The sequence below is a fragment of the Enterococcus sp. HMSC078F03 genome (assembly GCF_001811595.1).
Classification (GTDB): Bacteria; Bacillota; Bacilli; order Lactobacillales; family Enterococcaceae; genus Enterococcus; species Enterococcus faecalis.
In genome coordinates this window covers 95338-95560 of the sequence record NZ_KV805556.1, presented here as the reverse complement: position 1 = coordinate 95560, position 223 = coordinate 95338, and the positions used below count along the sequence as shown (strand labels likewise).

Below are 223 nucleotides of genomic sequence, written 5' to 3'. Positions count from 1 at the left end.
ACTGATAAGAAATTATTGAGAGTACAAAAACAAGCAGAAGAATTTATCAATGCTTCAAAAAGTTTTACTGATAAGAAATTATTGAGAGTACAAAAACAAGAATGGGACCAGATCGGCTGGGGAACGAGTTTTACTGATAAGAAATTATTGAGAGTACAAAAACCAAATCGTACATTTATAACCATCGCGAAAAGTTTTACTGATAAGAAATTATTGAGAGTAC

General features: G+C 30.9%; 1 protein-coding gene. It reads left to right on the top strand.

The genetic code is table 11. From position 1 onward, the window contains the following. Positions 1-223: hypothetical protein (locus HMPREF2810_RS15940; protein ID WP_218083144.1), on the top strand; the 223-nt coding region annotated here is incomplete at both ends.